The sequence below is a fragment of the Rheinheimera metallidurans genome (genome assembly GCF_036983985.1).
Classification (GTDB): Bacteria; Pseudomonadota; Gammaproteobacteria; order Enterobacterales; family Alteromonadaceae; genus Alishewanella; species Alishewanella metallidurans.
In genome coordinates this window covers 124,531-148,468 of the sequence record NZ_JALAHQ010000001.1, presented here as the reverse complement: position 1 = coordinate 148,468, position 23,938 = coordinate 124,531, and the positions used below count along the sequence as shown (strand labels likewise).

The window sequence follows — 23,938 nt, the reverse complement described above, 5'->3', positions numbered from 1 at the left end:
TCACTAGTTCGCAATTTTACATTAATCAACATTGGTGGAAGATCAGTCTCTATGGAGCAAAATCCTCAGTCGCAGTTAAAACTCTTGATCATCAAAGGTAAAGAGCAAGGTTATCTAACCTTCGCCGAGGTGAATGACCACCTACCGCAAGATATTATCGATTCTGATCAGATAGAAGACATTGTCCGCATGATCAATGACATGGGGATCCAGGTATTTGAAAGTGCCCCGGATGCCGATGATCTAATCATGGCTGATGCTACCACGGATGAAGATGCCGTTGAAGAAGCAGCTCAGGCATTAGTTAGCGTAGATAAAGAACTAGGCCGTACTACTGACCCTGTGCGTATGTACATGCGCGAAATGGGCACAGTAGAGCTACTAACTCGTGAGGGCGAAATTGTTATCGCCAAACGTATCGAAGAAGGTATTAATACCGTTCAAAGCTCGGTAGCTGAATATCCAGAAGCCATTACTTACCTGCTAGAGCAGTGGGACAAGTATGAAGCTGAAGAAATTCGTTTAAGCGACATTGTTACCGCATTTATCGATCCGAACGAAGTTGAAGAAGCGCCTGTAATTGGTAGTAATATCGGTTCTGAAGTGCCTGAAGACAAAATGGACGATAACGACTCAGAAGACGACGACGACGCAGACAGTGATGCGGATGACGGCGACACCGGCCCAGATCCAGAAATGGCACGTGAAAAATTCGGTGAGCTACGTACTCAGTACGATGTTACCCGTAATTCTATTGTCAAAAATGGCCGTGAACATGCCACCACCAAAGCTGAAATTGAAAAGCTAAGTGAAGTGTTCCGTTGTTTCCGTTTAGTGCCAAAGCAATTCGATCGCTTAGTTAAAAACATGCGTGAAATGATGGATCGCGTGCGCATTCAAGAGCGCATCATCATGAAACATTGTGTTGATTACGCAAAAATGCCGAAAAAGCACTTTGTGAAAACCTTTACCGGTTTTGAAACATCAACTGCATGGGTTAGTGTAGAAATTGCAGCAAACAAACCTTACTCAGCTAAATTGCAGGATATGCAAGAAGAGCTAGTGCGCAGTATCGAAAAACTGAAAAAGGTAGAAGAAGAAACCGGCTTAAGTATCTTTAAAATTAAAGATATCAACCGCCGCATGTCAATCGGTGAAGCAAAAGCCCGCCGTGCGAAAAAAGAAATGGTTGAAGCTAACTTACGTCTGGTTATCTCTATCGCGAAAAAATACACCAACCGCGGTTTACAGTTCCTTGATTTAATTCAGGAAGGTAATATCGGCTTGATGAAAGCAGTAGATAAGTTTGAATATCGCCGTGGTTATAAGTTTTCAACTTACGCTACTTGGTGGATCCGTCAAGCTATTACACGCTCAATCGCTGACCAAGCCCGTACTATCCGTATTCCAGTACACATGATTGAAACCATCAACAAGCTAAACCGTATTTCACGGCAAATGCTACAAGAGATGGGGCGTGAACCAACACCAGAAGAATTGTCAGAACGCATGCTAATGCCAGAAGACAAAATTCGCAAAGTGTTAAAAATTGCTAAAGAACCTATTTCAATGGAAACGCCTATTGGCGACGATGAAGATTCGCACTTAGGTGACTTTATCGAAGATGCGACCGGTGAATCACCGCTCGATTCTGCGACCATAGAAAGCCTGAAAAACGCTACCAATGAAGTGTTAGCCGGTTTAACCGCGCGTGAAGCAAAAGTTCTTCGTATGCGTTTTGGTATCGATATGAATACCGACCACACGTTAGAAGAAGTAGGTAAACAATTTGACGTAACTCGTGAGCGTATTCGTCAAATTGAAGCAAAAGCACTGCGTAAGCTACGTCATCCATCACGTTCAGAAGTATTAAAGAGCTTTCTTGACGAGTAAATAAGGCCGATGTACTCCTAATACAAAGGCGCTATTTTAGCGCCTTTGTTACTTTTAACGCTATAAGCTTAAAAAAACAGCAGTTGCCACACTTAATGTCACAAGCTGGATGACAAAGCAGCCAAAAGTTTTTATACTGCCTGCCGCTACTTATTGAGCTCTCAATATAAAAGTTGCACATGGCCCCATAGCTCAGTTGGTTAGAGCGCTCGACTCATAATCGATCGGTCGCTGGTTCGAGTCCAGCTGGGGCCACCATTTCACTAAATACACACTTTCAAGCTGCACTCAGTACCAAAACCCATTACTCTTATGAACAAAATCGACTAACTGTAGTTGAACAGCTAGGGCTAGTAAAAGCTGGGAAGCCCACTGCTATTTTTTGAGAGGCTGCTTTAAATCTATTCCGGAAACAAAAACTGTCGCAATTCGAAGCAATAAATGCCCAATTTGCCATAGTTGCGGCCACGCAGCCATTGCGCGATGTTCGCTATCATACAGACGCCTTAGAATCTTCAGTACATACTAATTAATGCTGGCCGGTAGCTATTGCTGCCGCGTTAATCAGCTAATTCAAACTCAATGAAGGTGATTATTATGTCAAACACTAACACAGTAGCCAGTAACGCCCATAAAGCAGCAGCCGATGAACACCGGGCATGTGCAGAACACCACAGTAAAGCGGCGTCTTGCCATGATAATGGTAAGCCGGAAGATGCCAAAGACAACGCAAGCAAAGCAATGAGTTGTTGTGACACTGCAAGTAAGAAATCGGCAAGTGCTTGCGCTTGTTAATGGCGCTTCGGCGTTGTCTATCCTTCGCAAGGGAAACTGACAAACTAGCCAAGGCTATTTTGGGGCGGTGGTACTAATGTTTGAATTTATTACCTCCCTGACAAGCTTGTTTGAACTTCCCAGCTCTAAAAACTGCGATAAGACGCACTTTTCACTTTATTAAGCTTGGCTTTTTTCCGCTTTTTGCCAGCGCGTTAACGCATCTAAGGCAGCAACTAAAAACGCGGCGGTAAAGGCGCCGGTGATGGTTAATACAATGCGAGTGAAGGTAGCGTAGCCAGCATCTTGGCTTGAAAGTGCGCCAGCTATTAGCGCTAATGCTACCGAGAAGGCATATTGATACACCATGCTAGGCTGGGTTGAGTTAAGCATTTTACTGCCAAACCAGGTTCCGGCGAGAAAAATTAGGCCAAGCAATATCAATAAATGCTGCGAAAACGTAAATAGCACCAAAATAACTAACGCAGTTACACCACCAAGCAGTGTCGCCCGTACGCGTTGCTTGGCTTCAAAAAATACGGCGTGGCGAGTAGGAAACACCAACACCATTGCGGCTATAATGGCCATCATCATGTCTGAAGGTTGCATTACTAAGTACAACCAAAAACTTAGCATTAGTAATACTGAAGCTCGAATGGCTGCACCTAGTACAATATTACCCTCACTTGGCACAGGCGCTGCGATATGCCGTTCGGTGGTACGCGCCGGAAAAACCATATACACAATAGGTGCTAATAGCAGTGCAACAAATGATGCTTGAAGAAAACTGTCACGCATTGTTTCTAAGGTGGCGTTACCGTTCATGCCCATAACAGACATTAGCACCGAGATAATTAACAACAACATGCCGGCTGGTGAGCCGCTTTTTAAAATCATATGAAAGCCGGTAAAATAGATTAGCCACATACTACCAACATAAACTAATGGCATAGGCCGTAATTGCTCTACTAGCCAACTCATTAAGATCACTACCACCATCATAGTAATAGGTCCGGCAACAGCTTTTATTGGCTGAAATGCCTTACGTTGTGAGGCAATTAACCCTATGGGTAAAGCAGCAATAACAGATGGTAAGGCGGGATCAATAATGGGGATCATGGCATAAGCCAGCATACCGGTTAAGCCTAAACGCAATCCGTATAAAGGATCATCTTGGGCACTAGGTGCTGGAGTGATATACATTTGTTTAGCCTAGTGTAAAAAGCTGGTAATAGAGCGCGCTCGCTGCAAACCATTTGCTAGCCAGCTGATAGGGTTGTCTTCACTACCCGCGAATACGACAACATGCACTTTACCACCGGCGCGAACTGCTCTTGGCCAAGCGGCCATGCCGCCGTCAAGCTCTATGCGCACAGGAATATGTCGTGCTGGCTCAAACCAGCGATTACTTTGCTGATTTACCACTAAACCACCTTGCATACTGCGGCCCGGGTCTATACCCCAGGCGATACTTTGTACCTTGCCGGTAAAAATCTCTCCGGGCACGGCATCAAATAATAGGTGCACCACATCGCCAGCATTAACCAGCTGTAGTTGGTTTTCGCGTAAATCTACGGTAATCCATGCGGCTTCTGCATCGATAAAGGTTAATGATGGGCTACCGGCAGTTATATATTGGCCAGTGGAAAGTAAAACATTGGTCACCACGCCCCGATGTGGTGCAGTAACAGTAGCGGATGATAAATCGTATTGAGCGCGTTCTAACTGAACTGCTGCGGCAGCAATGACGGGATTATCTCGACCTACAGAGCCTAACTCAACCCTAGCACTATCAAGATTAGCTTCTGCACTAAGTAAGCGCGCATTAGCATCATCAACACTGGCTTTGGCTGTATCTGCCTGAGCACGAGAAACTAAACCACGCTGTGCCAAACGCAACGTGCGGTCAGCTTCAGTGCGAGCGTTATCTCGCGCCACTCTGGCCTGTGTCACTAAAGCCTGCGCAGCTACAATAGCAGCGCCAGAAGCATCAATACTTTGCAGCGTACTTTTAAAGTTAGCTTCGGCTTGGCGTACTGCCAATTCAAATGGATATGGGTTCAGTGAAAATAGTGCGCTGCCCGCTTCAACTACCGCATCGTCTGCAACATGCACTTTTATTATTTCACCCGCTACGCGAGGGGCAATTTGCACAATATGAGCAGAGACAATGCCACGCGAACTGCTCGGTGCAATGCGGTCGGTCAATGCGTACAACATCACCAGTAATAACAATAAACTAAATACCAACACACTGATGCGCATCGCACTATTTGTGTCTTGTGTTTTCACCGGCGCCGCATTGGAGTTAATACTTTTTTCTGTCTCGGATAATTTTTCGCTATCCTGATCCATGTTCGGTATCCAATATTATTTACTTATGGCTAAAATAGCACTTAATACATGCTGTTAGCATAGCCTTTAATTTTTATTTCGTATGTTTATAGCAAAATTATGCGCGCGATTTGTTTGAAGCGGCATGTCAATAATTGCTCTAGATTGAGCGTAGGGTAATACTGCTGAATAAATATTGGTTTAGTGTGCGGATAGCCCGCTCAGCAGGCAACGAGCGGTCTGCCTCAATTGTAAAACCTTCACGGTTAAAATCGTCAATGATATTCAGCAGCCTTATGCTGCGGCCATCTTTAAGCGAGTCATGCATAAAATCCATAGACCAACATTCGTTCATCGCGTCAGGCACTGCCAGTACATCGGGTTTATCCCTTTTTAGGCGCTTCTTCGGCTTTATGCGCATGTTAAGCTCTAACTCCCGATAAATAGAAAAGAGGCTATCCCCTTAACACCTTACAGGACGATTGGACTTCCCTGCTTTCACTGGGACAAAAAAGAAACCCGCTTTCGCGGGTTCCTGAACTTCATTTAAGCAGCAGACGGCAATAATTTTTCAACTTTAGGCTTTTCGCCATTCTCGGCAAACCAAGCATCATAGTTAGCTTGCAAATTAATCCATACTGCAACATTACTATCGATAGAGAGAGCTATTCTTTGGGCAATCTCTGGAGTACAAGGAGTATGCCCATGGCAAAAATTACTCATGGTAGTACGAGACACACCCAATGCTTTCGCTGCTTTGGTAATAGATATTCCATGCTCTTCTAAAATATTCATCCGAAAAACAATTCCCGGATGTGTTGGGCATCTGGTCATTTTTTCCATATTCTTTTCCTTAGTCATTACTTGGCTATTATTTTTATTTTTTAGCCTTAATTTGCTTTCCGTGATAATCACGGTAATTTAGCAGCACGGCACCATTATCTTCAATTTCAAAAGTAACACGCCAATTGCCGCTTACGTCGATTGCATAAACACCTGTTCCTGATCCATTCTTTTCTGAAAACTTAGAGCCATAAATGGCCCTTAGATCCTTTGGATGATGTGATGCCTGAATGGTATCAAGCATTATCTCAAGTTTTGCAGCATGTATTGGCTGTACACCACTACTATCGCCCTTATAAAATAAGTTCTTTAATCCCTTATGAGTAAAACTTTTTATCGCCATAAGTATTCCTTCCCCAATGACGAATAGTGTAAAGCACTGCTTTACACTATTCAAGCAAAATGATGCATATTCACGCTTACCTACCTACTCTGCACAAAATGTATTTTTCTTTACCATTTCTTTACCGCACATTGGTTAGTATCAATGGGAATCTAAGTTTTTAGCAAAGTCAGGAGCCAAACTATGCATAAATTATTCACCGCTTTACAAGTTTCTCTTATCGCTGTTATTAGCTGCTTTAGCATACCGTCTAACGCTGCAAGCATTAACGGGTTAGAGCTACACGTGGTTGTTTCAGGACAAGGCGATACCGTTGTATTATTTGAGTCTGGTTTTGGTCGCGGTCCCAGTGCATGGGACAGCATAGTGGCGCAACTACCTACTGATATTATTGCGATACGTTATGCTCGGGCGGGCACTGGCCAATCGGAAGATCGTACGCAACCGTCAGGCATAGAACAGCACATACAAGATCTCTCCTCACTTACTCAGCTATTTAGTCAGGGTAAAAAGCTGGTTTTAGTTGGGCACTCATACGGTGGCTTAGTAACAAGTGAATTTGCCCGACGTTATAGTGAGCACGTCACAGGTTTATTGTTAATCGACCCTACAGTCGCCCAGCAAAGAGTCTGGTTTAAAGCAGCTGATGCCAAGGCGGTTTCCGCTGAAGATGCCTTACTACAAAACATGCTGCCGGCGAAACTGCAACGGCAATTGCAGCAACTTAATCAAGAGCTAGAGTTGGCCGGCCATGAAGTTTCGCCTTTACCTTCTGATTTGAAAACTATTTTGCTAACATCAACCCGCGTCGAATCTGAGCCTATGGTTTTTGTTGAAACAACTGCAGGCAAAGCCTTATGGCTGAAATTACATCAAGCATTGTTTGCTGGGGTACGAAACGGCAGCCATATGCGGCTAAACACGGTTGGTCATAATATTATGCAGGATGAGCCAGACACAGTATTAAACGCATTAAAAACCCTATTGTAAGCCATAACCAGAGCTGTGCTAAAACCAATGAAAATTTTACTGATTGAAGATAATGTTGCCTTGGCAAATCAGCTGGTTAACTTTATGCAGGGTTTAGGTTGGCTGGTTGACTATGCAGGCACGGGCCAGCTCGGGCTACAGTTGGCGCTACAGCATGAGTTTGATGTGATATTGCTAGATTTGAACTTGCCAGATCTGGATGGTTTGCAGGTTTGTCAGAATTTGTTAGCCAGCACTGACGTTAGACCCCCTATTCTGATGCTTACCGCCCGCGATGCTTTTAAAGATAAAGCCAGCGGCTTTGCTGCGGGAGCAGATGATTACTTAACCAAACCATTTGATTTGCGGGAATTAGCATTGCGCTGTGAAGCGTTATCTCGGCGGCGTCAATTGTTTGTGCAGCACAGCATCAAAATTGGTCCGTTGGCATTGTGCCGCCGCCAACATCAGGTCTGGTGGCACCAGCAACCTATAACATTAACTGCCACAGGTTTTCATATTTTACAAAAGCTGATGGAAGATCACCCTTATCCCAGCTCGCGCCGCGATCTTATTGCTGCGGTATGGCCAACGGATCAACCAGAAAGTAACACACTAAAAGTACACATCTATACGCTGCGCAAAAGTCTTGATGCGGTGATAGGCCGCCCGCTTATTCACACGATAAGTTCTGTTGGTTATCAACTAACGGTGGTGGATGATGTTTAGCCCTCCGGCACTGAATATTCATCTTGCACTGGCAACCTTTATCATCCTAACAGCTGCGCTGTGTTTATGGCTGGGGCAACAATTTTCCACCACGTTGTTGCAGATAAGCGCCAGCCAGTTGTTAGAACAAGAGCTGACATACTTACAAACACAAGCGGCAGCTAAAGCAGGTATGGTTTTAGATCCCATCGCAAAGAGTAAAACACAACCTTTTGTACAGCAATACGACGCTGTTCAGCCATCTAGGTCCTATTTCAAATTACATGCTGCGACCTTACCTGACGCTGCGTCTGGCTTCGCACACGATACGGCTGTGGCTGAGCTGCTCACTGGTGATGACCAGGCATTACGTTATGCACGGGTGTTGCAACCGGCCACAGCAACAACAGCAACACTCTGGTTGGAGCTCAATTTATCTGAGGCATTGCCGCTGGCTAATTTTTTACAGCTGCTACAGGTGGTTTGCACCGCCCTAATTGTGCTGCTTGGCGGCGCATGTTTATGGTTAGTGTACCGGCTTCACCTAGCACAAAGACACTTAGCATCAGCCTTGCAGCGCGAACAGAACTTTGTTAACGACATCAGCCACGAACTTCGCACACCGCTTGCGATTGTACATAATGCACTGGCTGTTAACGACGGTAGGCTATTAACCGTACAAGCGATATATTTGGCTAAAACGGCAACTGCAGCCATGACACAGCAACTAAACGTACTGCTGGCGCTAGCCAGAAAACAGCAAACACCGACGCTGCAGTTGCCATTATTGCAACAACTCGAGCAAGCCATGTTTACTCTGTACCAAACTGAGCCAGAATTTATCAGTCAAATAAAAGTTGACTTGCCAGAACAGATGACAGTGAATGGTAATCCACAGCTTATTCAATTGTTACTGCTTAATATTGTCAGTAACGCCTGCTACCATAGCGGTGGTACTGTTTTACATATCTGCTCAACGCGTCAAAAAGTTCAATTTATGAATCAAATTCAATGGCAAACTGATGGCACTGCCGCCACTAGTACTCGCTACCAGGGGTTTGGTCATGGCAATAGCCTTATTAGGCGAATCGCTGCAGAATTGGGTTGGTCAATTGATGTCCAGCGCACTGAAACACAGTATCAAATAACTATCGGGGTAAAATAGCGCATCCACTCCAACACTTGTCTTTCACATTTTGTCGTTTACGTTGCCACCATCCTTTTCAGGCACTTATGCTTTATTATTAATTTTACTACCCATTTTAAACGACTATAACCTTTTCAAGACGTCATAGTGCTCAAAAATTGGATCAGTCCTAAGGCAGAATTATTTCATCTAACTCATAGCGAAACGGCATTTTATTAACTTTGTGCAAAGCGTTACAGTACTCCCTTATACTACTGTTTCTTAAGAGGATGTTATGTCGCTTACTGCATTTTTAATGCTGGCGTTATTTGTTGGCTTATTGTTCGCGATCTATCTTTTCTCGCAAAAAAATAAAAATTTATCACGCAGCGTTTTATTAGGCTTAATTCTGGGTAGTGTATTTGGTTTAGTTTTGCAGTTTCTATTTGCCGAGCAGCCGCAGGTTATAAAAGATGTATTAGGTTGGGTTGCCATAGTGGGCCAAGGTTATGTTGGGCTATTAAAAATGCTCATTATGCCTTTAGTGCTGATCTTTATGATTGCTGCGGTAGTTAAGCTTGAAGACCAAGGCTCGTTAGGTAAAATTTCTTTTATTAGCATCTCTATCTTATTATTTACGACTGCCATTGCAGCGCTGGTGGGTATTGCCGTTAGCTTTGGCTTTGATATTAGTATCGAAGGCTTAGTAGCAGGTAGCCGCGAGGCGACGCAAATGACAGCTTTGCAGAGCAAAGCAGCGAATATAGCTGATTTAACAGTACCGCAAATGCTGTTAAATTTTATTCCACAAAACCCGTTTGCCGATTTAAGTAACCTGCGCTCTAGCTCAATTATAGCGGTGGTTATTTTTGGCGTATTAGTAGGTATTGCTGCCCGTAAGGTAATGCTAGAGCGAACTGAACTTGCGGTTCCTATTCGCAGCGGTGTTAACGTCTTGCAAGCCATTGTTATGAGTTTAGTTAAGATGGTTATTGCCTTAACGCCCTATGGTGTTGCTGGGCTTATGGCGAGTGTTGTTGCCAACTCAAGTAGTAACGATATTCTTAACTTGTTGGCGTTTATTATTGCTTCTTATATCGCCATTTTAATAATGTTTGTTATACACGGTTTCTTAATCGGTTTAGTTGGCGTTAGCCCTAAGCAATATTTTATAAAGATTTGGCCAGTATTAACCTTCGCTTTTAGCTCACGCAGCTCAGCTGCCTCAATACCAATGAATATTGATGTTCAAGTTAACCAGCTTAACGTGCCACCCGCTATTGCTAATTTATCTGCCTCTTTTGGTGCGACAATTGGCCAAAATGGTTGTGCCGGTATTTACCCTGCCATGCTGGCGATGATGGTAGCACCAAGCGTCGGTATTGATCCTATGACATTCGAATTTATCGCGTCATTAGTGGGTATTGTTGTTATTAGCTCTTTTGGTATTGCTGGAGTCGGCGGTGGTGCAACTTTTGCCGCGTTAGTGGTATTACCTACTATGGGGTTGCCTATAGAAATAGTCGCTTTACTCATTTCTATAGAGCCGTTAATTGATATGGCTCGCACGGCATTGAATGTATCAGGTGCAATGGTATCTGGCGTAGTTACTAGCAAAGTGCTCAAGCTGTCTGAAAAACAATCACTACAGACAATTTCCTAGGCCAAGCGTAATGTATTAACAGTATCTAGCCAACCTTTGGCCCAGGTTGCCTTTGAGCATGCGTGTTCAATCGATTTCAGACCATTCAACGCCATAGTTTTACTTTGCTGATAATTACTTAAGCTGGCGGTTAACGCTTGAGTAAATTCTAGTGTATTAGGTATAACAAGCCGACCGTTAAAACCGTTAATAATAATATTAGATAAGCCACCAACGTCACTACTAATAACCATGCAGCCAGCGGCCATAGCTTCAATCATAGACAAAGATGTGCCTTCTGAGCCTAAGGTAGGAATAATCGCAATATGCTGGTTTTTATGCACGTTAAAGCTTTCGTTTGGCCCATATTGCATCAACGTTACTTTTGCTTCATTAGCAAATAACGCTTCTAAATAAGGTTTTAGCGGGCCATCACCAGCAAAGCTTACTTGCACATTATATTGTGGCAAAAGTTGTTTAATAATGGGGGCGATAAGTTTAATGCCGCGATAATCGACAAAGCGGCGGGCTATAATAATATTTAGTTTTGAATTTTCAGACGACCACTTTTCAGCAAACTCTTTTTCGCCAATCTTTTCATTATAAAAATTATAAATAACCTTTATATGCTGTTTATCGATATTAAACCAAGTGCGATACCAATTAACAAAATTATGGTCTACACAAACTAAGCTGCACTTAGGTTTAATATAAGACAAATATTTATACTGATTTAGCAGCGATGAAAAAAACTGTATTATTGACTGTTTGCTTGCTCTTGGCTTATCCCACGAGATCCCGTGTTGAATGGCAAGGGTTTTAAACCCTTGCATGGTTACCGCATAAGAGTCCGTAGCAAAAATTACAATATCATTCTGTTTATCTGCCTGTTTACGCACCCAATTGGCTAATGCATACTTTTTAAAGTTACCGCGATATATACCGGTGTTTACGCCATGAATGACATAGTTTGGCTGCGCAAGAGAAAACGCTCGCTTTGCTGGCTGAACAACATGGCACTGCCAACCTTGCTGAGTAAACACTTCGCACAAACTTAATAGATAATTCTCAATACCACCTATGGTGTGCATTGCGCCATCGGAGGAAAACATAGCACGATAGATAATATAAATATTAGACATAAGATTACGCTTTGCTCAGAACTTTTCAGCCATCTATATGGCACATTATAATAGCATATCCACCCATGTTACGTTCACAGCTTTATTACATTAAATTGTAATTTTTTGTCTAAGCGGTGTTACTGCTTACCGGCTAAATTTTTAATTGTCGATCGTCAGTTTTTTTTACGTTTCAAAGAAATATTCTCATCTAGTTTTTGGTTAACTTTTTTACCTACAAGCAGAACAAGGGCTGCAGCGCGAAATAAAACTTGGCCCAAATATTGCTTAAATATAAATAGCAAATAAAAACAACACCTTAAAGTTAATACATATGGAGTTTTCATGAATAAATTGTTACTTTCTGCTGCTTTACTTTTTAGCAGCAGCAGCTTTGCAGGCATTATTGGTAATGTTAATCACACCTATGGCACCGATAATTATATTCCAAATTCAATGGGCACAAACTCATGTGATAGCAAAAATACGGGTAGCGTAACGATTAAAGATACCTCAACCGGCTGCCAGCGCTTTTCTGATGTATTCGATTTTTCAGCATTAGATTTTGATACCATTGACCGCTTTGAGCTTGATTTAACGTTCTCAGGTACTAATAACCGTAATTGTGTAATGTTTATTTTCTGCGCTAATGAAGATTGGCGGATATTGCCTGCAAGCAATGGCCAACGTGCTACCTTAGCCGAGCAAACAAAACTGACTCGCGCAAGCGGTATCACTCAGCAAACGTTTGTGTTTGATGCGAACACGTTATCATCGTTATTTAACGATATTGTCGATAGCAAAAAATTCAGTCTTTGGTTTTCTGAAGAAGCTTTCGGTGCAAATAACTTCAACTTATATAGCGCTAATTTAACAATACACGGCTCAGCATCACAGCCAGTGGCTGATGAGCCAGCTAAAGTGCCAGCACCAGCTAGCATTGCCTTGTTAGGTTTAGGCTTGTTGATGTTACGTCGCTTTAAAAAGTAAGCTTAATTAGCTAAGCGAAAAGCCCCTGACAGCAATGTACAGGGGCTTTTTTATTGGCTAGGTTTGCTTAACTAGCTTCGGTTTTGTAGTGGTACGCGTAGTACACCACGGGTATTACTAGCAGTGTTAGCACTGTTGATATGAGCAAACCAAAAATAAGCGATACGGCTAAGCCACCAAAGATCGGATCGTCGAGTATAAAGAAGCCGCCCATCATGGCCGCTACTGCAGTTAAGGCAATCGGCACTGAGCGCACTGCTGCCGCTTCTATAGTGGCTTGCTGTAAGTCTTTACCCGCCGCCACCTGTTGCTGAATAAAGTCGACCAGCAATATGGAGTTTCTAACTATTATGCCCGCTAGCGCGATCATGCCGATCATTGATGGTGCGGTGAACTGCTGCCCCAATAACGCATGGCCTGGCATAATGCCAATAATGGTTAACGGAATAGGCGCCATGATGATTAGCGGTATCAAGTACGATTTAAACTGCGCGACTACCAGTAGGTAAATCATAATTAGCCCTACAGAATAAGCGATGCCCATATCGCGGAAGGTTTCATAAGTAACCTGCCACTCGCCATCCCATTTTATGCTCCACTGATACGGATTTGCTGGCTGAGTAGTAAAGTATTGTTCAATTATTTCGCCCTCTGCGGATACTGGTGTGCGTTCAAGCATTGCCGACATGGCGGCTAAACCATATAGCGGACTGTCGGTGTCACCCGCGGCATCGCCAGTAACATACACAACCGGTAATAAGTTTTTACGATGAATAGTTTGCTCGCGCTGCTGCTTAACCAGTTGGGTTAATTCAGATAACGCTATTAATTCACCCGACGTAGAGCGTACACGTAAATTTTGTATTGTTAGCAAATCACTTTTCGCGCCACTAGGCAAAGTTAAGCGGATAGGAATAGCCACTGCCGTATAATCATCGTGTAAAAACGACGCATCTTCACCGGCTACTGCGGCATTAATATCGGCAACAATAGTCGCTTGATTAACACCTAGCTTTGCTGCTTTGGCGAGGTCGACCACTAATATCCACTTTTGCTGCGATGCTTCTACCGTATCGTCAACATCAACCACGTTTTCTGTGGCCATAAATACGGCTTTTACATTAGCCGCAACCTCTAGTTGGCGCTGATAATCTAAGCCATATATTTCTGCGACTAATGGCGCCAGCACAGGAGGGCCCGGCGGTAATTCAACAATTTTCACATTAGCATTATATTGCTGGGCAGTTTGTGCGATAAGCTGCCGTGCCTCTAAAGCAATAGCGTGGCTTTTACGAGTACGCTTATCTTTATGGCTAAGATTTACCTGAATTTCACCCATAAATGGCTGATTACGCAAATAATATTGCCGTACCAAGCCATTAAAGCTAATAGGCGCCGCGGTGCCTGCATACAGCTGATAGTTATCCAGTTCAGGCAAGGCTTGTAAATCGTTAGCTAATGCCTGCAAGGTGGCATAAGTTTGTTCTAGGCTAGTGCCTTCTGGCATATCGACTACTAGCTCAAATTCACTTTTATTATCAAACGGCAGCATTTTCATCACCACATGCTGACTAGCTACTAACGCCATAGAAACAGCGATTAATAACACAATACCAGCCAACAGCATTACCCGCTTACCGCGGCCACTTCGTGCATTAAGAAAGGGCGTAAGTAATTGTGCAAAGAAATTATGTAATCGGCTAGCTTGTTGCTCTGGTGCGTGTGCCGTTATAGCGTCTTTGTTAAATAACTTTAAAAATAACCAAGGTGTAAGAATAAAGGCCACTGCTAGGCTTATTAGCATGCCTATAGACGCATTAATTGGAATAGGCCGCATATACGGGCCCATTAAACCGGTAACAAAAGCCATTGGTAACAATGCAGCAATAACGGTAAAGGTAGCCAAAATAGTTGGCCCGCCCACTTCATCTACTGCTAGTGGAATAGACTGTTTTAACGACATACCGCCAAGCGTCATATGGCGATGAATATTTTCTACTACCACGATGGCGTCATCGACCAAAATACCAATGGAGAAGATCAGTGCAAACAGTGACACACGATTTAGCGTAAAGCCCCACGCCCAAGAAGCGAATAAGGTAATAGCCAGCGTAACAATTACCGCCACACCCACTACAACCGCTTCACGCCGGCCCAGTACAAAAAATATTAAGACAATGACCGATAAGGTAGCAAAAATCAGTTTTTTAATTAGCGCTTGGGCTTTTTCTTCTGCAGTAACGCCGTAGTTGCGGGTAAAAGTAACCTCAACACTATCTGGTAAATAAATGCCCTGCATTTGCTCAAAGCGTGTCAGTACACCATTAGCAACTTCGACTGCATTTTCACCCGGCTTTTTTGCTACCGTTATGGTAACAGCGGAATAATTACCTGCGGCATCAATATTACTGGCAGCGCCAACACCAAAGGCCACATAGCTACTAGGTGTGTCTGCACCCAAGGATACGCTAGCGACATCACGCAAAAATATTGGCGCGTTATTAAATACCCCCACTACTAACTGACCAATATCCTCTATTGACGTTAAAAACGTGCCTACTTGTAGCTGAATGTCGGTGTTTTGACTAACAAGATTACCGGCAGCGGCAGACGTATTCGCCGCGAATAACGCGTTGCGTATGTCGGTAAGTGATAACTGATACGATGCCAAACGTGCTGGTTCAAAATGCACCAGTGCAACCGCAGGTGCGCCACCAATAGTTTTAATTTCTCGGGTGCCAGGCACTCGCTGCAACTCCGCTTCCATACCATGGGCAATATTAAGTAATTCGGCACTGCCGATCTCAGGGTTATGGCTCCACAAGGTGGCAGTAACAATGGGCACATCATCAATACCCTTCGGCTGAATTAACGGTTGCGATACGCCAAGGTTATAGGGCAAAGCATTTTTATTAGAGTAAAACGCATTATACAAACGCACAATGGCATCGGTGCGTGGCTCACCCACTTCAAAACGTACGGTAAGCACCACCATGCCAGGTGACGACATAGAATAAACATGCTGCACACCGGCAATTTCAGACACTATTTTTTCTGCCGGCACGGTTACCAGAGACTCAACCTCTTTGGCGCTAGCGCCGGGAAAGGCAATAATAACGTTGGCAAAAGTGACGTTAATTTGTGGCTCTTCTTCGCGCGGGGTTATTGCTAAGGCAAATAGTCCTAGTAATAAGCCCACTAAGGCTAACAGTGGGGTAATTTCAGACAGCAAAAAAACGTTAGCTATGCGCCCAGCAATACCAAGGGGTTTAGTCGACATAATTTCCCCTATTTATCTTGCGCAGCAAAACGTTGCGTTTTATATACGCTGGCCGCGGCAACGGTGTCTAAAGCAACTTGCTCGCCATGCTGTAAGCCCGACAAAATAACAACCTTGTCGTCTGCTAAGATTTTACCTGTTCGTACATAGCGAAACTCAAGCTGTTGCGCACCGTTAAACACGTACACTGCACTAATTTCAGCCCGCTTTGCGATAGCGCTATTCGGTAATAGAATTTGCTCGCTGTTGCCAATGGCAAATGCCACCTTGACTAGAGTGCCCGGAAATAATGGTTGTTCATGCTCAGCTTCAGGTAGTTCAAGCAAGGTGCGAAAACTGTGAGTTGCGGCATTTGCTGATGGCGGGATCCGCAAGCTTTTCGCAGTAATAGAGGCGCCGTTATTCAGAATAATACGCGCTTTATTATGCTGACGTAGCGCGACTATGTAGTGCTCGGGAATATCTACTTCAACCCTTAAATCTTTCAGCGACACCCCTTCAAGCAATGGTGTGCCCGGTGCCACCGTAGCGCCAACATCAACTAAACGCTGCACTAAAATGCCGCTATAAGGTGCGCGAATTTGCGTATAAACCAAGCCTTGCTCGGCATTGTTAATCGCTGCCTTACCCGACTCAACTCTGGCCGCCGCAGTTTTTTGCGCGGCTTTAGCCTGATCAAACTCGGCTTTTGATACCACTCCGCGCTCAAATACATCTTTAATACGGTTTAGCTGCTGATCAGCTTCCATAAAGCGCGCTTGCGCTTCAGCAAGTTGGGCTTTGGCATTACTTAAAGCAGCCTGCTGTTCGTTATCGGTAATGCGAGCAATAACTTCGCCTTCAGGTACAACGTCACCAACATCATACGGCAAAGCCAACACCCGACCACTGGTTTGGGCCGATACCACAGCACGATTAATCGCTTCAATAATACCGTCTAATTCAATTTCATCGTTAATCTGTGCTTGCTCGGCATTAACTCGCTGCAAATTCTCAATACCCGCAGCTGCTGTCTTTTGTCGTGGTGCCGGCGCCTCACCGCAACCACTAAGCACTAGTGGCAGGGTGATAATTGCTGCAATAATCAGTTTATTCATGATTAGCCTTGTCTTATTTTTCTACCGTTTTAAGCGGGAATGCACAACCTGATTTAACACCTAACTTACGCAACATAATGACTAACGGACAAAAACCAGTAAACGACGCCTGTAATAAATTTGCTCCAACAAAAGCGGTAAACCATAGCCAATTGGCCGAATGAAAGTGCGCTAATAATACGCTTAGCAGGATAAAAGTACCGGCAAAGCGAAATACTAATGTTTCAATATTAGTTGTTGCTGTTGATTGCGACATAATTAACCTCGGTTAAGTTAGCTGAATATTAGTAAAAGGCAATGTACAAGCATTATATTAGCAGATTCTAAATTAAAGTATAGCAGGATATAACAGCGCTATTAGCACTAACAAATAAGCTAAGGGTTTAAATAAGACAAGGTAGGCAGAGCAAAACTAGCCTAATAACATCCACAGCGCGACGGCAAACATTAAACTAGCAGCAATACGGTTTAACCACTGTACTTTGTTTTGTTGCTGGAAAAATGCGCCCAACGCTTTACCACCACTGGCGTAAGCCAGCATGGATAAAAACTCAAGCAGTAGAATAATGGCCACCAGTACCAATAATTGCGGCCAAAAGGTAAGCTGGCTATCAATAAACGGCGGTAACAATGCCATATGAAAAGCCCACCCTTTTGGGTTAGATACAGCAGTAATAAAACCTTGATTAAATAACGTACGCCGCGGCATTAATTGCGCCGTCTGATCAGCCTTAGGCAAAGCAAGCTTGCCTTTTGCTCGCCACATTTGTACGCCAATGTAGCTAAGATAGGCCGCACCCACTACTTTAAAACCCTGAAACACTTCTGGAAATTGCAGCATCATGGCAGCAACACCACACACGGCCAAAATTGCCACCAATGCCACACCCAGCATTTCGCCCCACATCATCCAAAAAGTGCGCCGCACGCCTTGGCTCATGCCTAAGGTCATGGCTAATGTCATACACATGCCAGGAGTGACAGAAACAAACAAAAAAGTAGGAATGAAAGCGCCAAGCAACGCAAAATTAACCATAGGTTTCTCATAAAAGAAAAGGCGGGATAACCCCGCCTCAATTTATCTGACTATTTGCATTTCATCTAGCAGATTTTGTGCGCCATCAACATATTGCATAAGCCACAATACATAGCGAATATCGACGTGAATAGCGCGGGTAATTTCTGGGTTGAAATACCAGTCTTTAGTGATCGACTCATACGTCGAATCAAAGTTTAAGCCTACTAGTTCACCTTTGCCGTTCATTACCGCTGAACCCGAGTTACCGCCGGTAGTATCAGCACTGGTTAAAAAGTTAACGGGCACTGAGTTAAAGGCTTTTATCTCTGGCTGTGGGCAACTAAAGATACGGCACAACCAAGGCTGAGATTGCTTAGCAGCTAAATCAGCATAAAAATACCCTTCGGTGTTACCTGCCTGATAAGCTGTAACGAGGTTTTCTGGCACGATAAACGGGGCTGCTGCTTTACGTTTAGCAATTAGCCCCTGTACCGAGGTAAATGGCGTTTTATATACGCCATCTTGTGCTGGGTAACCATCTACCGAGCCATAAGAAATGCGCAAGGTGCTGTTAGCATCAGGATAGACTGGCTTACCTTGAGTTTTATTGTAAGCAATAAGCGCTTGCATATACGCTGGACGAACTGCCGATAGCTGACCATTTAATTCTTTTTCTTGCTGTTGCAAAGCTTTATTTTTGTCATAAATAGCCACTGCAATACGAATAAAAGGGTCATCGCTTTGCACAAAGTCAGCTGGCGCTTTACCTAGCCAGCTGGTGCGGCCTGCGATACTACCTAATTTACTTTGGCTATATAAAGTTATTAACTTGGCACTGACTTCTGCTTGGCTCATACCTGCATTTAGGCCTAATACCGTATCTAGCTCGGTTACACGCACGCTATCAGGCTGCGCTAAATACTCAGCTAATTGCTCTGACCAAATGGCTAAATCCATCGTCGGGTGAAAGCTTTTTTCCATCCGCGCTAAACGCCCTTCAATCATGCTTAAATCGCGCTGCTGAAAGCCCATTTCACGTTCGGCATCAGGTTTTTGGCTTTCTTGGGCCAGACGATATAACAGTATGGCAGTTTGCAGTAGATCGCTGCGCTTAGCGGTTTCAAAATAATAGGTTTGTTGAGTAAAAGCTTGGTCAGCATCAATAACCTGCTGTAACGCAGTAATGCTTTGCTGATATTGACTACGGGCTTTATCGGCATTAATCCACCCCGTTAACGCCTGCTCTTGCTGCTGTTTAATGGCATGAATATCGGTAACTTTAAAACCATCAAGTAAACCACGCAGTTTCTTCATGCGGTTGTTTAAGCTTTTAACCGTGGACGCATATTTCACTTGAATATCGGCATCTGACGCACTTAAACGGTCAATGGTATCAATAATTTGCTGATAGGTTTTCACCTGCGCTGGGTATTGCCAGTTTGCAGCAAAGGCTATTTCGTCGGCTAAGCGATAGCGACTGGTGCTACCCGGGTAACCCGCTAATAAAATACCATCGCCTTGGCGCACGCCACTGGCACTTACTTTTAAGAAATGCTTACTTTGATAGGGTACGTTATCAACCGAATAAGGCGCTGGTTTACCGTCTTTACCAACATAGGCGCGAATAAAGGTGTAATCACCGCTATGGCGCGGATATTCAAAGTTATCGATATCACCACCAAAGCCACCGACCGCATCAGACGGTGCATACACTAAGCGCACATCTTGTAACATTAACTGTTTAATTTGAAAATATTCTAAACCATGATGAAAGCTTACTACCGAGCAGCGATAGTTAGGATCGGCTTCACAGCTTTTTATCAATGCTTTGCGGTTTGCTTCAATAGCGTTATAACGCGCCTCACCCGATAAACCGGCCGCCAAGCTGCCCGAAACCTGTGCGGTAACATCGGTTACCGCTTCAGTAATATATAACCGCTCTTGCGGGCCAGCTGATAACTCTTCAGCCATTGTTTTGGCTAAAAAGCCTTTTTCAATTAGGTTGTTTTCTTTACTCGAGTTATTTTGAATAGCGTTGTAAGCGCAGTGATGGTTAGTTACCACTAAGCCGTTAGGTGAGACAAAAGAAGCCGAGCAATAGCCCATACTAACAATAGCGCTCATTGGATATTGGCTTAAATCTGCCAGCTGCTTACCCGGAATGGCAATGCCCTTAGCGGTTAACTCTGCTTGTAACTCAGCTAATTGATGTGGCTGCCACTGACCTTCATCGGCAGAAACGCATAAGCTTGCGCCTAAGGCGACAGCGCTTAATAAATAAATTGCTTTCATAATGCTCTCAAGATTTTAGTTGTATTTGTAATGCTGGCTAAATTATCCACGTTAAAGGTTAGGGTGCAACCCAGATCGGCTCAGCAGGGAAAATTTAGGCTTAAATAATTATTTGCTAAGACGTTAGGTATAAACTTAATCGACTTTTAGCCCAATAAGGTAATGTTATGAAAATTCGCACCATAATTTGCAGTGTCATATTTGTTGGCGTTAACTGGTGTAGCCAAGCCAGCGCTGTCGAACCTAATACTAGCCACCACCTAACCTTAGCCGAAGCTAATAAACTTATAGCACTGCCACTACACTGTGTAGAAACGCCCTACCCGTATAAAACAGGGCAGGTATTATCTAGTGCGGCCGACTTAAAAGAACCGTCAGTGCTACACCCGATATTTTATGGCTGTTTTGACTGGCACAGCGCAGCTCATGGTTACTGGTCTATGGTTAGCTTACTGCGGCAATTTCCAGAATTAGCAGAAGCAGAACAAGTAAAAGCCGTGCTAAAACGCAATTTAACTGTTGAAAAAGTAGCGCAAGAAGTTGAGTTTTTCGGTAAAGATATTAATGCCTCGTTCGAGCGCACTTATGGTTGGGCGTGGTTATTAAAGCTATCGGCGGAACTGCGGACATGGCAAGACCCTCTGGCCGTTGAATTAGCGGAAAACTTACAACCGCTGGCCGATCTTATTGTCACTCGCTACCAAGCTTTTTTGCCGCGGCTTTTATACCCAGTTCGCGTAGGTGAGCACCCAAATACCGCTTTTGGTTTAAGTTTCGCTTACGACTATGCTGTTATTAATAAACACATCCAACTACAACAACTTATCGCCGAGCGCGCTAAACACTACTTTATGCAGGATAAAAACTGCCCAATAAGTTGGGAGCCAAGTGGCTACGATTTTATCTCACCTTGTTTAGAGGAAATGGGCTTAATGCAGCGCGTACTGCCAGCAGCGCAGTTTTTAACTTGGCTAAATAATTTTATGCCGCAGCTGGCTGACAAAGATTATCAACTGGCAGTAGGTGAAGTAAGTGACAGAACCGATGGCAAGTTAGTACATCTAGATGGGTTGAATTTTAGCCGTGCTTGGAATTTATACGCCTTAGCAAAACAATACCCACAATATGCGCATTTACGGAAACTAGCCGATAAACATGTCGCGTACTCTTATCCAAACCTAATTGGCGACAGCTACGAAGGTGGCCATTGGCTAGGCAGTTTTGCCATTCATGCCCTAAATAGCGCTAAATAATAGCGCTATTTAGGTGGTTACACCGCCATTTTGACAGTGCTAGACAATAATTGTGCTGATTAAATAACCGGTGTAACCAACAAATATCGTTAATAAAATTGCGCCCTCAAGCCGGTTTATTCGGCCCTGCTTCTTATAACCGTAACCCATCACAAATACGGCTGCGGTTAGCACGGCCATTAAAGTCCAGTCACGGGTTAATACTACGGCATCTACTGCCATCGGATTAATTGCTGCAGCTATGCCCACCACGGCTAGGGTATTAAATAAGTTAGAGCCAATAATATTGCCCAGCGCAATATCGTGCTCGCCCTTTTTAATCGCAATAAGTGACGACGCTAATTCAGGTAACGACGTACCTACTGCGACCACGGTTAAACCAATAATTAAATCACTAACGCCTAGGCTTTGCGCAATAAATACGGCGCCGTAAACCAACAAGCGTGACGCAGCAATTAACAGTACCAAGCCAACAACTAACCACATAATGGCTTGTTTTAACGTCATACTGCTGCTCTGCGCAAGCTCACCTTGCATATCGATAGCCATGGTATCTTGAGGGTTTCGCATACCCTGCCATATCGACCAGCTAACTAACGCAAAAAACACCGCTAATAAACACCAAGCATCAAGACGACTAAGCTGATGGTCGAACAGTTGCCAACCGGCAAATAATGTTACCAGCATCAGTATCGGCAATTCTTTGCGCAATACCTGTGAGTTCACCGCAATAGGACTCAGCAGTGCAACTAAGCCCAAAATAAGCGCAATATTAGTAATGTTAGAACCATACGCGTTACCTAGCGCTAAGGCTGGGTTCCCGTCAGCGGAGGCCATAGCCGATACCACCATTTCGGGTGCCGAGGTGCCAAAGCCAACAATTAACATACCAATTAATAATGGCGGCATACCGGCATAACGCGCGGTTGCAGCAGCGCCACCAACAAACCGATCAGCACTCCACACTAACAAAACTAGCCCTGCAATTAACGCCACCACTGCCAGTAACATCACTCATTTCCTTAACATTAATGTATTACGCACAGCATAACATGCCGCCTAGATCGCCGCACAGATGGCCTATATGTTTTTTTGAAACTCGAGTTTAAACCAGTTAAGCTTTGCCATAGTTTACTTTGGAGCAAATCATGACCACCTTAATTATTATTTTAGCATTACTCTTTGCCGCGTTATTTATTGTGGTTACTTTGACAGAGAAATACGGCAGCCGCGACGAAGAAAAAAATGCCAAGCTAAGCCGTTATATTATTCCGTTAATGGTTATTTTGGTGGGTGCTCAGATCATTAAATACGTGTTTTTTCGTGATAGCTTTTAACACCAACTTAATGGATTAAGCCGATAAAATTGGCTTAATAGCTGATATAGCTGTGGGTGAAGCGCAGATAGTTGCTGCGGTTGTTCAAAAAACACTTCGCTTATTACCGCAAAAAACTCCGCGGGGTTAGTTGCACCATAGTGATCAAATAAGCTTTGCTGCCCTGTTTGGGCTTGTTGCTGTAACTGGCTAAACTCTGTTGCCATGACACCTGACCATTGCTGATAATCGCCGCTACGCTGCAATAGCGGTGCGCCATTGGCGACACCTTTTTCTTGATCTAACTGATGCGCAAACTCATGAATAACCACATTACGACCATCGGTAGGGTTAGCCGCGCCATCTAATGTTGCAGCCCAACTTAAAATTACTTTACCTAAGCCCCAGGATTCGCCCGATAATACCCGACGCTGATCATGCATTACGCCGGCATGATCCGCTTGCTTAGCGTTAACGATAAACGCCGCAGGATAAATTAAAATTTGCCGTAACTTGGGATAGTAATAATCAGGGCGATTAAGCAATAGCAAGCAAGCCTGTGCGGCAATAACCACTTTCATGTCGTCAGTAACTGTTAAGCCTTCACAACCAATAAACTGTTTTTCTGCCACAAACACCTGAATATGCTTTTTTAACTGCAACTGTAAATCTGCCGGTAATGCCCGAAAATAGGGGAAGTGACGTTTTAATATCTCGCGCCACGGCGCAGGAAAAGGTTTTGCCATTAGCTGGCTACGCTGATAATGGCGCCAGCTTGGTATCAATAATATTGACGCGACTATTGCTGCACCTAACAACAGGGTAATAAATACAGCCACAGAACACCTCAAATTAATACTGCAATATGCTGTAAGCTTAATGCGGGGTAGTTTACGGCTTTTCAAGTTGTGTATAATGAAGCGCGCGCAGATTGACCTA

Annotated in this window: 21 protein-coding genes, 1 tRNA gene and 1 pseudogene; 10 read left to right on the top strand and 13 right to left on the bottom strand. The window is 43.9% G+C overall.

Annotated elements, in window-relative coordinates:
* The first annotated feature begins 51 nt into the window (after positions 1 to 51).
* From rpoD to MN199_RS00750, 3 genes are all read left to right on the top strand, one after another.
* A complete protein-coding gene (gene rpoD / locus MN199_RS00760) occupies positions 52 to 1,893 on the top strand; it encodes an RNA polymerase sigma factor RpoD (protein ID WP_335738092.1) in 1,842 nt (613 codons plus the stop codon).
* A 181-nt stretch (positions 1,894 to 2,074) separates the two neighbouring features.
* Positions 2,075 to 2,151: transfer RNA gene (locus MN199_RS00755), tRNA-Ile, on the top strand.
* 339 nt (positions 2,152 to 2,490) lie between these two features.
* Positions 2,491 to 2,688, top strand: coding sequence for a hypothetical protein (locus MN199_RS00750; RefSeq protein WP_335738091.1), 198 nt, complete (start codon positions 2,491 to 2,493; stop codon positions 2,686 to 2,688).
* A 159-nt stretch (positions 2,689 to 2,847) separates the two neighbouring features.
* Here MN199_RS00750 and MN199_RS00745 read toward each other — a convergent pair whose 3' ends face one another.
* The 5 genes and pseudogenes from MN199_RS00745 to MN199_RS00725 form a co-directional block, all read right to left on the bottom strand.
* Entirely contained in the window at positions 2,848 to 3,870 is a 1,023-nt protein-coding gene (locus MN199_RS00745) for an FUSC family protein (protein WP_335738090.1), read from the bottom strand.
* 9 nt (positions 3,871 to 3,879) lie between these two features.
* Positions 3,880 to 5,022 (bottom strand): HlyD family secretion protein, encoded by a 1,143-nt coding sequence (locus tag MN199_RS00740; RefSeq protein ID WP_335738089.1) that lies wholly within the window; start codon positions 5,020 to 5,022, stop codon positions 3,880 to 3,882.
* A 169-nt stretch (positions 5,023 to 5,191) separates the two neighbouring features.
* A pseudogene (locus MN199_RS00735) lies at positions 5,192 to 5,455 on the bottom strand (DDE-type integrase/transposase/recombinase); the annotation flags it as partial.
* A 92-nt stretch (positions 5,456 to 5,547) separates the two neighbouring features.
* Positions 5,548 to 5,844: a HigA family addiction module antitoxin gene (locus MN199_RS00730; RefSeq protein ID WP_335738088.1), complete on the bottom strand. Its 297-nt coding sequence runs from the start codon at positions 5,842 to 5,844 to the stop codon at positions 5,548 to 5,550.
* A 34-nt stretch (positions 5,845 to 5,878) separates the two neighbouring features.
* A complete protein-coding gene (locus MN199_RS00725) occupies positions 5,879 to 6,187 on the bottom strand; it encodes a type II toxin-antitoxin system RelE/ParE family toxin (RefSeq protein WP_335738087.1) in 309 nt (102 codons plus the stop codon).
* Positions 6,188 to 6,370: 183 nt separating this feature from the next.
* On the opposite strand from MN199_RS00725, the gene MN199_RS00720 reads away from it, so the two are divergent.
* The 4 genes from MN199_RS00720 (at position 6,371) to MN199_RS00705 (ending at position 10,653) form a co-directional block, all read left to right on the top strand.
* Positions 6,371 to 7,177: an alpha/beta fold hydrolase gene (locus MN199_RS00720; RefSeq protein WP_335738086.1), complete on the top strand. Its 807-nt coding sequence runs from the start codon at positions 6,371 to 6,373 to the stop codon at positions 7,175 to 7,177.
* 27 nt (positions 7,178 to 7,204) lie between these two features.
* Positions 7,205 to 7,885: a response regulator transcription factor gene (locus MN199_RS00715; protein ID WP_335738085.1), complete on the top strand. Its 681-nt coding sequence runs from the start codon at positions 7,205 to 7,207 to the stop codon at positions 7,883 to 7,885.
* Positions 7,875 to 9,029: an ATP-binding protein gene (locus MN199_RS00710; protein ID WP_335738084.1), complete on the top strand. Its 1,155-nt coding sequence runs from the start codon at positions 7,875 to 7,877 to the stop codon at positions 9,027 to 9,029. The genes MN199_RS00715 and MN199_RS00710 overlap by 11 nt, the downstream gene beginning before the upstream one ends.
* 256 nt (positions 9,030 to 9,285) lie before the next feature.
* Positions 9,286 to 10,653 (top strand): L-cystine transporter, encoded by a 1,368-nt coding sequence (locus tag MN199_RS00705; RefSeq protein WP_335738083.1) that lies wholly within the window; start codon positions 9,286 to 9,288, stop codon positions 10,651 to 10,653.
* On the opposite strand, the gene MN199_RS00700 is transcribed toward MN199_RS00705, so the two are convergent.
* Positions 10,650 to 11,774: a glycosyltransferase family 4 protein gene (locus MN199_RS00700; RefSeq protein WP_335738082.1), complete on the bottom strand. Its 1,125-nt coding sequence runs from the start codon at positions 11,772 to 11,774 to the stop codon at positions 10,650 to 10,652. The two genes, MN199_RS00705 and MN199_RS00700, sit on opposite strands and share 4 nt — an antisense overlap.
* Positions 11,775 to 12,098: 324 nt before the next feature.
* On the opposite strand from MN199_RS00700, the gene MN199_RS00695 reads away from it, so the two are divergent.
* Positions 12,099 to 12,743 carry a PEP-CTERM sorting domain-containing protein gene (locus MN199_RS00695; protein ID WP_335738081.1) on the top strand — a complete coding sequence of 215 codons (645 nt, stop codon included), beginning with the start codon at positions 12,099 to 12,101 and terminating at the stop codon, positions 12,741 to 12,743.
* A 67-nt stretch (positions 12,744 to 12,810) separates the two neighbouring features.
* Here the strand turns inward: MN199_RS00695 and MN199_RS00690 are convergent, their stop codons facing one another.
* The 5 genes from MN199_RS00690 to MN199_RS00670 form a co-directional block, all read right to left on the bottom strand.
* Complete coding sequence (locus tag MN199_RS00690; protein ID WP_335738080.1) at positions 12,811 to 16,023, bottom strand: efflux RND transporter permease subunit; 3,213 nt, start codon at positions 16,021 to 16,023, stop codon at positions 12,811 to 12,813.
* Positions 16,024 to 16,031: 8 nt separating this feature from the next.
* On the bottom strand, positions 16,032 to 17,120 hold the full coding sequence (locus MN199_RS00685; protein ID WP_335738079.1) for an efflux RND transporter periplasmic adaptor subunit: 1,089 nt from the start codon (positions 17,118 to 17,120) through the stop codon (positions 16,032 to 16,034).
* Positions 17,121 to 17,133: 13 nt separating this feature from the next.
* Complete coding sequence (locus MN199_RS00680; RefSeq protein ID WP_132581359.1) at positions 17,134 to 17,376, bottom strand: YgaP family membrane protein; 243 nt, start codon at positions 17,374 to 17,376, stop codon at positions 17,134 to 17,136.
* 156 nt (positions 17,377 to 17,532) lie between these two features.
* Complete coding sequence (locus MN199_RS00675) at positions 17,533 to 18,156, bottom strand: LysE family translocator (RefSeq protein WP_335738078.1); 624 nt, start codon at positions 18,154 to 18,156, stop codon at positions 17,533 to 17,535.
* A gap of 42 nt (positions 18,157 to 18,198) precedes the next feature.
* Positions 18,199 to 20,430 (bottom strand): S46 family peptidase, encoded by a 2,232-nt coding sequence (locus tag MN199_RS00670; RefSeq protein ID WP_335738077.1) that lies wholly within the window; start codon positions 20,428 to 20,430, stop codon positions 18,199 to 18,201.
* Between the two features lie 167 nt (positions 20,431 to 20,597).
* Here MN199_RS00670 and MN199_RS00665 point away from each other — a divergent pair, with 167 nt between their 5' ends.
* On the top strand, positions 20,598 to 21,683 hold the full coding sequence (locus MN199_RS00665; RefSeq protein ID WP_335738076.1) for a DUF2891 domain-containing protein: 1,086 nt from the start codon (positions 20,598 to 20,600) through the stop codon (positions 21,681 to 21,683).
* A gap of 39 nt (positions 21,684 to 21,722) precedes the next feature.
* On the opposite strand, the gene MN199_RS00660 is transcribed toward MN199_RS00665, so the two are convergent.
* A complete protein-coding gene (locus tag MN199_RS00660) occupies positions 21,723 to 22,694 on the bottom strand; it encodes a calcium/sodium antiporter (RefSeq protein WP_132581351.1) in 972 nt (323 codons plus the stop codon).
* 137 nt (positions 22,695 to 22,831) lie between these two features.
* On the opposite strand from MN199_RS00660, the gene MN199_RS00655 reads away from it, so the two are divergent.
* Positions 22,832 to 23,020, top strand: coding sequence for a hypothetical protein (locus MN199_RS00655; protein WP_335738075.1), 189 nt, complete (start codon positions 22,832 to 22,834; stop codon positions 23,018 to 23,020).
* Here the strand turns inward: MN199_RS00655 and MN199_RS00650 are convergent.
* Positions 23,017 to 23,838: a M90 family metallopeptidase gene (locus tag MN199_RS00650; RefSeq protein WP_335738074.1), complete on the bottom strand. Its 822-nt coding sequence runs from the start codon at positions 23,836 to 23,838 to the stop codon at positions 23,017 to 23,019. The two genes, MN199_RS00655 and MN199_RS00650, sit on opposite strands and share 4 nt — an antisense overlap.
* Between the last annotated feature and the right edge of the window lie 100 nt (positions 23,839 to 23,938).

Excerpts from the sequence above, each read along its gene's own strand:
- rpoD (WP_335738092.1), top strand. The coding sequence starts at position 52 with ATGGAGCAAAATCCTCAGTCGCAGTTAAAACTCTTGATCATCAAAGGT.
- MN199_RS00750 (WP_335738091.1), top strand. The coding sequence starts at position 2,491 with ATGTCAAACACTAACACAGTAGCCAGTAACGCCCATAAAGCAGCAGCC.
- MN199_RS00745 (WP_335738090.1), bottom strand. The coding sequence starts at position 3,870 with ATGTATATCACTCCAGCACCTAGTGCCCAAGATGATCCTTTATACGGA.
- MN199_RS00740 (WP_335738089.1), bottom strand. The coding sequence starts at position 5,022 with ATGGATCAGGATAGCGAAAAATTATCCGAGACAGAAAAAAGTATTAAC.
- MN199_RS00730 (WP_335738088.1), bottom strand. The coding sequence starts at position 5,844 with ATGGAAAAAATGACCAGATGCCCAACACATCCGGGAATTGTTTTTCGG.
- MN199_RS00725 (WP_335738087.1), bottom strand. The coding sequence starts at position 6,187 with ATGGCGATAAAAAGTTTTACTCATAAGGGATTAAAGAACTTATTTTAT.
- MN199_RS00720 (WP_335738086.1), top strand. The coding sequence starts at position 6,371 with ATGCATAAATTATTCACCGCTTTACAAGTTTCTCTTATCGCTGTTATT.
- MN199_RS00715 (WP_335738085.1), top strand. The coding sequence starts at position 7,205 with ATGAAAATTTTACTGATTGAAGATAATGTTGCCTTGGCAAATCAGCTG.
- MN199_RS00710 (WP_335738084.1), top strand. The coding sequence starts at position 7,875 with ATGATGTTTAGCCCTCCGGCACTGAATATTCATCTTGCACTGGCAACC.
- MN199_RS00705 (WP_335738083.1), top strand. The coding sequence starts at position 9,286 with ATGTCGCTTACTGCATTTTTAATGCTGGCGTTATTTGTTGGCTTATTG.
- MN199_RS00700 (WP_335738082.1), bottom strand. The coding sequence starts at position 11,774 with ATGTCTAATATTTATATTATCTATCGTGCTATGTTTTCCTCCGATGGC.
- MN199_RS00695 (WP_335738081.1), top strand. The coding sequence starts at position 12,099 with ATGAATAAATTGTTACTTTCTGCTGCTTTACTTTTTAGCAGCAGCAGC.
- MN199_RS00690 (WP_335738080.1), bottom strand. The coding sequence starts at position 16,023 with ATGTCGACTAAACCCCTTGGTATTGCTGGGCGCATAGCTAACGTTTTT.
- MN199_RS00685 (WP_335738079.1), bottom strand. The coding sequence starts at position 17,120 with ATGAATAAACTGATTATTGCAGCAATTATCACCCTGCCACTAGTGCTT.
- MN199_RS00680 (WP_132581359.1), bottom strand. The coding sequence starts at position 17,376 with ATGTCGCAATCAACAGCAACAACTAATATTGAAACATTAGTATTTCGC.
- MN199_RS00675 (WP_335738078.1), bottom strand. The coding sequence starts at position 18,156 with ATGGTTAATTTTGCGTTGCTTGGCGCTTTCATTCCTACTTTTTTGTTT.
- MN199_RS00670 (WP_335738077.1), bottom strand. The coding sequence starts at position 20,430 with ATGAAAGCAATTTATTTATTAAGCGCTGTCGCCTTAGGCGCAAGCTTA.
- MN199_RS00665 (WP_335738076.1), top strand. The coding sequence starts at position 20,598 with ATGAAAATTCGCACCATAATTTGCAGTGTCATATTTGTTGGCGTTAAC.
- MN199_RS00660 (WP_132581351.1), bottom strand. The coding sequence starts at position 22,694 with ATGTTACTGGCAGTGGTGGCGTTAATTGCAGGGCTAGTTTTGTTAGTG.
- MN199_RS00655 (WP_335738075.1), top strand. The coding sequence starts at position 22,832 with ATGACCACCTTAATTATTATTTTAGCATTACTCTTTGCCGCGTTATTT.